The 9,687-nt window shown below is 69.1% G+C and carries 9 protein-coding genes and 1 pseudogene; 6 read left to right on the forward strand and 4 right to left on the reverse strand.

Annotation, left to right across the window (positions count from 1 at the left end):
- The 6 genes and pseudogenes from B551_RS07035 to B551_RS07060 form a co-directional block, all read left to right on the forward strand.
- Positions 1 to 392: pseudogene (locus B551_RS07035) on the forward strand (sulfonate ABC transporter ATP-binding protein); the annotation flags it as partial.
- Entirely contained in the window at positions 392 to 1,009 is a 618-nt protein-coding gene (ssuE, locus tag B551_RS07040; protein ID WP_006577404.1) for an NADPH-dependent FMN reductase, read from the forward strand. The pseudogene B551_RS07035 and the gene ssuE, both read left to right, overlap by 1 nt.
- A 37-nt stretch (positions 1,010 to 1,046) precedes the next feature.
- Entirely contained in the window at positions 1,047 to 1,265 is a 219-nt protein-coding gene (locus tag B551_RS07045; protein WP_006577405.1) for a molybdopterin-binding protein, read from the forward strand.
- Between the two features lie 17 nt (positions 1,266 to 1,282).
- Positions 1,283 to 2,251 (forward strand): aliphatic sulfonate ABC transporter substrate-binding protein, encoded by a 969-nt coding sequence (locus B551_RS07050; protein ID WP_006577406.1) that lies wholly within the window; start codon positions 1,283 to 1,285, stop codon positions 2,249 to 2,251.
- 571 nt (positions 2,252 to 2,822) lie between these two features.
- Positions 2,823 to 4,430: a glycoside hydrolase family 68 protein gene (locus tag B551_RS07055; protein WP_083492541.1), complete on the forward strand. Its 1,608-nt coding sequence runs from the start codon at positions 2,823 to 2,825 to the stop codon at positions 4,428 to 4,430.
- A gap of 11 nt (positions 4,431 to 4,441) precedes the next feature.
- Positions 4,442 to 4,843, forward strand: coding sequence for a hypothetical protein (locus tag B551_RS07060; protein WP_157071928.1), 402 nt, complete (start codon positions 4,442 to 4,444; stop codon positions 4,841 to 4,843).
- Between the two features lie 26 nt (positions 4,844 to 4,869).
- On the opposite strand, the gene B551_RS07065 is transcribed toward B551_RS07060, so the two are convergent.
- The 4 genes from B551_RS07065 to B551_RS07080 all read right to left on the reverse strand — a co-directional run.
- Complete coding sequence (locus tag B551_RS07065) at positions 4,870 to 5,454, reverse strand: glycerol-3-phosphate responsive antiterminator (RefSeq protein WP_023263759.1); 585 nt, start codon at positions 5,452 to 5,454, stop codon at positions 4,870 to 4,872.
- A gap of 5 nt (positions 5,455 to 5,459) precedes the next feature.
- Positions 5,460 to 7,010, reverse strand: coding sequence for an FAD-binding oxidoreductase (locus B551_RS07070; protein ID WP_006577411.1), 1,551 nt, complete (start codon positions 7,008 to 7,010; stop codon positions 5,460 to 5,462).
- The gene (locus B551_RS07075) at positions 7,007 to 8,686 is read right to left on the reverse strand and encodes a glycerol-3-phosphate dehydrogenase/oxidase (RefSeq protein WP_023263760.1); all 1,680 of its coding nucleotides are present in this window, start codon (positions 8,684 to 8,686) and stop codon (positions 7,007 to 7,009) included. The genes B551_RS07070 and B551_RS07075 overlap by 4 nt, the downstream gene beginning before the upstream one ends.
- A partial coding sequence (locus B551_RS07080; RefSeq protein ID WP_023263761.1) for an FGGY-family carbohydrate kinase occupies positions 8,683 to 9,687 on the reverse strand: 1,005 nt, incomplete at its 5' end. The genes B551_RS07075 and B551_RS07080, both read right to left, overlap by 4 nt.

Genomic DNA, 9,687 nt, shown 5'->3' on the forward strand with positions numbered 1-9,687 from the left:
AGCCGCGGCCGATGCACCAGCGCGCGGGCCAGCGCGACGCGCTGGTGCATCGGCCGCGGCTGCTGCTGCTCGACGAGCCGCTTGGCGCGCTCGATGCGCTGACCCGTATCGAGATGCAGCAGCTGATCGAGCGCCTGTGGCTGGCGCACGGCTTCACCGCGCTGCTCGTCACGCACGATGTGGCAGAGGCCGTCGCGCTGGCCGACCGCGTGGTGCTGATTGAAGACCACCGCATCGCCTTCGACGAACGCGTGCCGTTGCCGCGCCCGCGCAGCCACGGCGCGCCGGCATTCGCCGCGATCGAGGAGCGCGTGCTGCGGCGGGTGCTGCGGCAGCCCGCGACCGAATCCCCTGACAACGACGCGCGGACCCGCGCATTGACAACGCACTGATGAACATCGTCGGCATTCTCGGCAGTCCCTCCACGCCTTCGCGTTCGGCCTACCTGCTGGAGCTCGCGCTCTCGCGGCTGGACGCCTTCACGTCCTCCTACCGCTCGATCCGGCCGCGCGACCTGCCGGCCCAGGCGCTGACGCAGGCGGACTTCGGCGATGCCCGCCTGCAGGAGGCGGTGCGCGCGGTCGGTGAATCGCAGCTGGTGATCGTCGCCACGCCGATCTACAAGGCCTCGTACAGCGGCGTGCTGAAGGCCTTCCTCGATCTGCTGCCGCAGGACGGCCTGCGCGACAAGACCGTGCTGCCGCTGGCCACCGGCGGCAGTCCCGCGCATCTGCTGGCGCTGGACTATGCGCTCAAGCCGGTGCTGTCGGCGCTCGGCGCGCGCGACATCCTCGACGGCATCTATGCGACCGACCAGCAGCTGCCATCGCGTCCCGAGGGCGGCTACACCGCGACGGGCGACATCGTCGAACGGCTCGACCGCTCGGTGCAGCGTGTCGCCGCGCGGGCGCGCGAGCGGCAAGAGCGCGAGGCCGAACTGGCCCGTGCCGCGACGTCTTCGGCGAACAGCGAACCGTGGCCGGCCGAGCGCGTGCGCTGGTCCGTCTGACTTCGAATCAATCCGCTATTTCATCCAGGAACCCGTCATGACGATTCATGCCATCAACGTACGCAACCAGTTCCGCGGCAGGATCCGCGAAATCATCGAGGGACCGGTGGTGTCCGAGATCGATGTCGAAACCGCCGGCGGGCTGGTGGTCACCTCGGTCATCACGACCCGCTCGGTCAAGGAGCTCGAGCTCGCGGTCGGCAAGGAAGTGATCGCGCTGGTCAAGTCGACCGAAGTGTCGATCGCGACGCTATGACGCAAGGGAAGAGCGGCATGCAAGAGACGCGGCGACGGCTGTTGCTGACGGCGGCCGGCATTGCGGCATGGACGCTGGCCGGCACCGCACGCGCACAGGCGGGCGGCAAGCCGGAAACGGTGCGGATCGGCTATCAGAAGTCGTCGACGCTGATGATCCTGCTGAAGTCGCGCGGCACGCTGGAGAAGGCGCTAGCACCGCTGGGCGCCTCGGTGTCGTGGCACGAATTCACCTCGGGCCTGCCGCTGCTCGAGGCGCTCAATGTCGGGGCATTGGACCTCAGTGCCGACGTCGCCGACGCGGTGCCCCCGTTTGCGCTCGCGGCGGGAGCGAAGCTGACCTACTACGCGATCGAGACGCCGTCGCCGACGGCGCAGGCGATCGTGGTGCCGCGCGACTCGTCGCTGACGTCCATCGCGCAATTGAAGGGCCACAAGGTCGCCTTCGCCAAGGGCGCCGGCGCGCACTACCTGCTGCTGGAGGCGCTGGCGCGCAATGGGCTGTCGATGCGCGATATCGAACCGGCGTATCTGACGCCGGCCGATGCGCGCGCCGCGTTCGAGCGCGGCAACGTGTCGGCCTGGGTCATCTGGGACCCGTTCCTCGCGGCCGCGCAGCGCCAGGCGCAGGCGCGCGTGCTGGCCGACGGCACCGGCCTGGCCAGCTATCGGCGCTTCTATCTGGCAGCCAGCGACTTCGCACGCCGACGCGCCGATGTACTGGCCACCGTGTTCGATGCGCTCGCGCAGGCAGGAGAGTGGGTCAAGGCCAATCCCGCGGCGGCGGCCGAATGGCATGCGCCGTTGATCGGCCTGGACGCGGCCACCGTCGAGATCGCCAACCGGCGCCGCAGCTACCGGCTGCAGGCGGTCGACGCGCCGGCGCTGGACGAGCAGCAGCGCATCGCCGATGCCTTCCACGCGCAGCAGATCATTCCGCGAAAGGTGGTGGTCGGCGCTTCGCCGGTGTGGCGGCGGCAGGCCTGAACAACGCTTGCACACCGGTGCAGATCGAGGGCTTGGCATTCGGACAACCGGTGTACTAACCTCGTTCTACGTTCCGGTGAACCGGGTTTACCCCCGGGCCGGAACGGCGCCATCGAAGGCGCGCACGCGGGGGCGCATGCCCTTGCCCTTTGTCATCCACTTCGCAATCCTCATGTGGCCATGCCCGGCAGGAATGATCCGCGCTGGCCAACACAGACTCGAACGATGACCGGCACCGTCCAGGTCCCGCGTCATCCTTCACGAGCGCGCATGGCGCAGCATGCCGATGCCGCCTTTGTCCGCGACCTGTCCTTGTAGTCGCGTGGGGACTTCCCCGGCAAGACGCTGGCTTCGGATGACCTGCGACGAAGAGGCGCGCTCGTGTCCGCATTGCGCGGCTTTGCGAGGCTTCACGCGGCTTTGCGAGGCTTCACGCTTCACGTATTCGCCCGGCAGGCCGCCCCTTTCCGCCTCTGTCCGATCCCGCCCAGCGTCGTGACCCTGTTGGCGCTTCCGTGTCCGCCTTCGCGACGGCAGCGGCGGCGCTCGTCTATTCGACGCCGAGGTAATCATGAGCAATGTTCCTCTTCGCATTCCCGGTGGCATCGGCCGATGCCTCGTGGCCGTTGGCACCGCGTCGGTGCCCTTGCTGCTGGCGGTCGCGCCGGCCCACGCGCAGACGCCTGCGGGGCCCGCGCCCACGCCCCATACGCAGGAAGCCAAGGACCCGACCAGCAACTTCACCGCTCGCTGGACGCGCGCCGATGCGCGCCAGATCATGGCGATGTCATCGCCCAACGTCAGCCCCGGGCAGAACTCGCTGCCGCTGCATCTGACGATGCCGGACATACCGGCCAATTTCCCGCAGACCAACGATCGCGTGTGGGTCTGGGACACCTGGCCGCTGACCGATGCGAGGGCCAACCAGTACAGCTACAAGGGCTGGGAAATCATCTTCTCGCTGACCGCCGATCGCAATGCGGGCTATACGTTCGACGACCGGCATATCCACGCGCGCATCGGCTACTTCTATCGCCGCGCCGGCATTCCGGCCTCCCGGCGGCCCGCGAACGGCGGCTGGATCTATGGCGGCCACCTGTTCCCGGACGGATCGAGCGTGCGGATATTCGGCGGTGTGCCGATGACCCACAACGCCGAATGGTCCGGCTCGACGCGGATCATGCCGGATGGCCGCATCGTCGTGTTCTATACCGCGACGTCGTTCAATCGGTCGAGCCCGTCTGGCGGCAACATCACGCCGCCGATCGCGATCATCGCAAAGGCGGAAGGGCGCGTGGAAGCGGATCACAATGGCGTGCGCCTGACCGGCTTCAATGACCATATGAAGCTGCTGGAGCCGGACGGCACCTGGTACCAGACCGGCCAGCAGAACGAGTTCTTCTCGTTCCGCGATCCCTTCACCTTCGAGGATCCGGCCAATCCCGGCGTCACCTTCATGGTCTTCGAAGGCAACACCGCCGGCCCGCGTGGCGCGCGCACCTGCACCGAGCAGGACCTGGGCTACGCACCGAACGACCCGCATCGGGAAGACCTGAACGCGGTGATGGATTCCGGCGCGGTGTTCCAGAAGGCCAACGTGGGACTGGCGGTGGCGATCAACCGGCAATTGAGCCAATGGGTGTTCCTGCCGCCGATCCTGTCGGCCAACTGCGTCAACGACCAGACCGAGCGGCCGCAGATCTATATCAAGGACGGCAAGTACTACCTGTTCACGATCAGCCATCGTTCGACCTATGCCGCCGGGGTCGACGGCCCCGACGGCGTCTATGGCTTCGTCGGCAACGGCGTGCGCAGCGACTACCAGCCGTTGAACAATGGCAGCGGACTGGTGCTCGGCAATCCCACCGACATGAACCGTCCGCGCGGCGAGCCGTTCGCGCTCGATCCGACGCAGAACCCGCGCACCTTCCAGTCGTATTCGCACTACGTGATGCCGGGCGGGCTGGTCGAGTCCTTCATCGATGCCATCGGCCCGCGGCGCGGCGGCTCGCTCGCGCCGACGGTGCGCATCGACATCCAGGGCGCCAACACGGCAGTCGATCGGAACTATGGCGTCAATGGCCTCGGCGGCTATGGCGACATCCCGGCCAACCGCGAGGCGTTGTTCAGCCTGCGCGGCGTGCTGATCGGCGATCTCGTGCGCCGGCTGTTCGATTGACGGAGGCGGCCATGCGAAGAATCGCTCGTTTGCCACGGATGCTGCCGGCCGCCGCGCCGCTGCTGTTGATACCGCTGGCGCTGGCGGGATGCGGAGGGGGTTCGCCGGACGAGGGTGCACGGCTGAGCGAGGCGGCGCAGCGCGCGCTGGCCGATGCTCCGCCGACCGCGCCGCCGGATACGGTATCGGCGGCAGAAAGCGTGGCCCAGGGCGCTGAGGGCGCGGCCGAAGGCGTGATCGAAGGCGAGGGTCCCGAAACGGCCGGCCCGCCGCCCGTCGCGCCCCATCCGACCCGCCTGATGATCCTGGAAGATGGACTGTACGCCCGTGACGCCGGCGACAACTGGAAGAAGTACGAGAACGGGAGCTGGGTGTCCGTGCACGCGCCGCAGCTGCCGCCGGGCATGCAGTAGCGTGCCGCCGGCCCGGGTCGGTCCTGTCAGCTCTTCAGCGCCTTCGGCTCCAGATGCCACAGCGTGCGGTCGCTGGTCGATACGGCGACCGCGCCGTGGGCCAGCGCGCTGCGGATGTCGTCCTGGTTGCAGACAAAGCCCGAGGTGACGATCGGCGGCAGCCCCTTGCGGTCCGCCTCGGGCAGATGTGCCAGCATCGGCGCCGGCATGATCTGCACGAGATTCGGGTCGCTTTGCTCCAGCGCCTTGACGCTGCGCGGCCAGGTCGAGCGGTCGGTCACGAAGACCTTCTGCATGGTCACCATGCCGGCGCGGTTGGCGCGCTGGATGGTGGCCACGCGGGTCGAGACCAGGCTCGCCACGCCGATGTCGGCCAGGTAGTCGACGCCGCCCTTGTCCTGCGACAGCCCTTCGCAGCTGTCGATATTGACGATGACGTATTTGCCGGCCTGCGTCAGCGTGGCGATCACCGGCTGCAGCTTGCGCAGCTCGACGTTGGCGACGATCGACACCTCGGCCGCACTGTCGACAAAGGCGCCGACCTGTTCGACCCCGTACAGCGTGGCAATGACGGGATGCCGCATCAGGCGTGCACCGAGGGATTTATCCATGGCGTCTATCGGGCTTCGTGGGAAAGGGCGTCGGTCAGGCCCAGCTTCCCGGGGTTCAGGATGTTGTGCGGATCGAGCGCGCGCTTGACGGCCTCGAGCAGCGGGAACGCGCTGCCCAGCGACGGCGCCATGTACGGAGCGCGCAGCAGGCCGATGCCGTGATGGTGGCTCAGCGCGGCATTGTATTGAATCAGCACCGCGTTGGCCGCATCCCAGGCGGCGCGATACCAGCGTTGCCGGTCCTTGACCGCCACGTCGCCGCGCAGCGAGAAGTACAGGCAGGCGCCGTCGACATAGGCGTGCGACTGATGCGCGGAGCCCGCCAGCGTGCCCGGCACCGCATTGATCGCGGCGACCACGTCGCGATAGATATCGGCCAGCGCGCTCCACGGCCCGCACATCTCCAGCGTGTCGGCGACGAAGCCCGGGCTGCGCTTGAAGCCCTCGGCGCTCTTGCCGGTCAGGTAGCGCGTATCGAGCCAGCGTTCGAAGATCGCGTCGCTGTCCAGCGGCTCGCCGAGCTCGCGGCACACGCGTTCGCTGATCGCCATCACTGCCTCGACCACCTCGGGCGCGCCTTCGTCGGCGACCAGCAGCACATTGGTGTCGGGCAGGCCGAACTGCACGCCGCTCTCCAGTTCGTCGTAGAGCCGTAGCGCGGCCGGATTGCCGCCTTGCTGCAGGATCTGCCGGCAGGCCTCCAGGCCGATCGCGAACGTCTTGAAGCCATAGGCAATGGCACGGCCGTGGTCCGGCAGCCGATGCAGCGTCAGCCGTACGCGGACGATCACGCCCAGCGTGCCCTCCGAGCCGATGAACAGCTGCTGCAGGTCCGGCCCGAGCGCCGCGCGCGAATAGCCGCCGACGGTGACGAGCCGACCGTCGGCCAGCACCACGTCCATGCCGAACACCATGTCCTCGATCTTGCCGTAGCGCGTCGACAGCTGGCCGGCGCCGCGGCACGCGACCCAGCCGCCGACGGTGCTGATGGCGTAGGACGACGGCCAGTGGCCCATCGTCATGCCGTATTCGCGCTGAATGGTCTGCTCGAAGATGTCGCCGAACATGCCGGCCTCGACCTCGACGATCTGGCTGTCCCGATCGAAACCGAGCAGCCGGTTCAGGCCGCAGACGTCCAGCACGATGCCGCCGCGCACCGGCAGCGCGGCGCCGGTGACATTGCTGCGGCCGGCGGACACCGTCACCGGGATGGCACGCTCGCTGGCGATGCGCATCACCGCCTGCACCTGCTCGACGGTGGACACGCGCACGATCGCCGCGCGCGGCGTGGCGGGCTTGCCGGCGGTCTCGGTCATCATCGAACCGGCCCACCAGTCGCGCGTCCACGCGACCACGCTGCCGGTATCGGTCAGCACCTCGTCGGCGGCCTGCCGCAGCGCCGCGAGCGCCGCGGCGTCGACCGTCACGGCTTCGCGCTGCAGCCCCGGCTCATCGGGCGTCTGCGCGATGGTGGCGGCGTAGCCTGGCGGCGTGTGCGCGCCCACCACGTAGTTGCCGCGGTTGTAGCCGCGCTTGATGGCTTCCTTGCTGATCATGCTGCATCTCCCATGAGTACGGATTTTTCGACGGCAATGGCGTCCAGGTAGTCCCCGACCTGCCGTGCCACGGCCCCCTCGGACAATCCGAGTTCGGCCTGCAGAAGCTGGCCCACGCGCGCGGCGGCACGCGCGGAGGCGTCGCGCGCCATCAGGCGGGCGCGCATGCGGCGCGACAGCACGTCGTCGACGGTCGCCGCGAGCTCGTGGCGGGCCGCGTAGACGACCTCGGCCTCGGTGTAGGGCAGGCCCTCGACGATTGGCCGCGCGAGGCGCGGATCGGCCTGCAGGAGGTCGCTGACGAAGCGCGCCTCGGTGCCGTAGCGCTCGCCGAGATGGGCGGACAGGCCGCCCGAGGCGACGATGGCCTGCGCGTCGTAGCCCGCCGCGCCCAGCAGCCAGGCCGATTTCGTGCGGCAGGCCGCGCGCTTGCCGATGACCTTCTGCGCCGCGTCGATCGTCTGCTCGGCCATATGGCGAGAGGTCGTCAGCTTGCCGCCGACCACGGTCACCAGCCCGTCGTCGGCGATGCGGATGTCGTGATCGCGGGGAATCTCCAGCGTCTTGCCGCCGGGCGGGGCCACCAGCGGGCGGCATCCCGCGATGCTGCCGACCACGTCCTCGGGCTGCAGGTCGGTCTTCAACGCCGAGCGTGCCCCCTCGAGCAGGAAATCGAGCTCGCTGCGCGTGCACAGCACGTTGTCGAGATCGCCCTCGTAGTCCTCGTCCGTGGTGCCGAGGTAAGAGACGTTGCCCCAGCGCGTGATGGTGGCGCGGCGATTGCGGCCCGGCACCGGGATCGTCACCGTGCAGTCGTTGCGGATCTTCAGCCAGGGGATCGCGACGTGCACGCCCTTGGCGGGCCGGATATGCAGCGTCTTCGCTTCGCCGGCCTTGCGCCCGGTCCAGTCGCGCAGCCAGACGCCGGTCGCCATCACCACCACGCCGGCGCGCACGCGGATCTCGCGTTCGCTGGCCTGGACGATCGCGCCGTCGACCTTGCCATGCCTGTCGCGCGTGATCTCGGCCACGCGGGCGTGGTTGACCACGGCGGCGCCATGGAAGGCCGCGGTGCGTGCGATATTGAGCGTCAGCCGGGCGTCGTCGACGCGCGCGTCGAAGTACATGAAGCCGCCGGTCAGGTATTGCTCGTTGAAGGTCGGGCAGTGCGACAGCACCTCGGCCTTGGTCAGCTTCTGGTGCAGGATGCCCTCGCGCCATCCGCCGGCCAGGTCGTAGGTCCACAGCAGGCTGTCGAAGGCCTTGGCCAGGCGTTTGTCGAACACCCCGTCCCGCTCCATCACCGGAAACAGGAACGGCAGCCGCTGCACGAGATGCCGTGCATTGCGGCGCAGCCGCTGGCGCTCCAGCAGCGAATGGCGGACCAGGCGGAGATTGCCGTGCTCGATATAGCGCAGGCCGCCGTGCACCATCTTCGACGACTTGGACGAGGTGCCCGAGGCGAAGTCGTCCTTCTCGACCAGGGCGACGCGGTAGCCGCGCAGCGCGGCGTCGAGCGCGGTGTACGCGCCGGTGACGCCGCCGCCGACCACCAGCACGTCGAACGGCTCGCCGTGCAGCCGGTCGAGCTGCTCCTGACGATCCAGCCGCAGGGGCTCGGTGCTGGCCATGGCGGCACGCGCGCGGCCGGCGCTTCGGGATGGCAGAACCATCATGCTGATTGCTTCTCCTTGTTGTTGGCGGGCGATGAAGCGGTGGCGCGGGCGTGGGCCTGCGCGTGGACATGGGCGACGGCATCGACGTGCTCCAGCTCCGATGCGACACGCGCATGCCACAGGGAACGGCGCTGCTCGCGCTCGTCGGTGCCGATCGCGGGCTCGAACACCGCGTCGGCGGCGGTGGTGGCGCGGGCCTGCCGCAGGTCGTCCCACAGCAGGCCGGACGAGCCGGCAAGGAAGGCGATGCCGCGCAGGCTGGCGCGGTCGGTCTCCTTCATGCGCAGGATCGGCAGGCCGGTCAGGTCGGCCTGCATCTGCAGCAGCGCGTCGCTGCCGGACAAGCCGCCGCCGACCAGCAGGCTCGATACCTCGACGCCTGCCATGTCGCGGTTCGCCTCGATGCAGGAGCTGACCGAATGGGCGATGCCGTCGAGGATCGCGTACGCGATCTCGGCCTGCGTGGTCGCCATCGAGATGCCGTTCAGCGCCGCGCGCGCGGCCGGCTCCATGCGCGGCACGCGCAGGCCGGTCAAGGCGGGGATGAAGGTCACGCCGCCGGCGGAAGACACGCCGGCCGCCAGCGCGCTGATCTGGCGGGCGTCGTCGAACCAGTGCAGCTTGTCGCAGATCCAGTTCAGTGCCGAGCCGGTGGTGGCGACGAACGTCTCGACCGAGAAGTGCGACTGGCCGCCGTGGCGGCGCGCGGTCATCGTCAGCGTGCTGTCGGAGCGGCCCATCGCGGCGGGGAGCGTGGTGCCGACAATCAGGTCGACGAAGCTGCCGGTGCCGTGCAGGCACATCGATTGGCCGGCGTCCAGGCAGCCGAGACCGACCGCACCGGCCAGCTGGTCGCCGGCGCAGGCGAGGATCGGCACGTCGATGCCGAGCAGGTCGGCACGCGTGCGGCCGAAGTCGTCGGCGTCCTGCCGCAGGGCGGGCAGCAGCTCGGCGGGAAAGCCCAGCGCATCGAGCCAGTCGAGCCGATAGCGGTGCTCGGC

The organism is Cupriavidus sp. HPC(L), assembly GCF_000307735.3.
In the GTDB taxonomy this organism is placed as follows: domain Bacteria; phylum Pseudomonadota; class Gammaproteobacteria; order Burkholderiales; family Burkholderiaceae; genus Cupriavidus.

Coding starts and splice junctions, on each gene's coding strand:
- ssuE (WP_006577404.1), top strand. CDS start 392: ATGAACATCGTCGGCATTCTCGGCAGTCCCTCCACGCCTTCGCGTTCG.
- B551_RS07045 (WP_006577405.1), top strand. CDS start 1,047: ATGACGATTCATGCCATCAACGTACGCAACCAGTTCCGCGGCAGGATC.
- B551_RS07050 (WP_006577406.1), top strand. CDS start 1,283: ATGCAAGAGACGCGGCGACGGCTGTTGCTGACGGCGGCCGGCATTGCG.
- B551_RS07055 (WP_083492541.1), top strand. CDS start 2,823: ATGAGCAATGTTCCTCTTCGCATTCCCGGTGGCATCGGCCGATGCCTC.
- B551_RS07060 (WP_157071928.1), top strand. CDS start 4,442: ATGCGAAGAATCGCTCGTTTGCCACGGATGCTGCCGGCCGCCGCGCCG.
- B551_RS07065 (WP_023263759.1), bottom strand. CDS start 5,454: ATGGATAAATCCCTCGGTGCACGCCTGATGCGGCATCCCGTCATTGCC.
- B551_RS07070 (WP_006577411.1), bottom strand. CDS start 7,010: ATGATCAGCAAGGAAGCCATCAAGCGCGGCTACAACCGCGGCAACTAC.
- B551_RS07075 (WP_023263760.1), bottom strand. CDS start 8,686: ATGATGGTTCTGCCATCCCGAAGCGCCGGCCGCGCGCGTGCCGCCATG.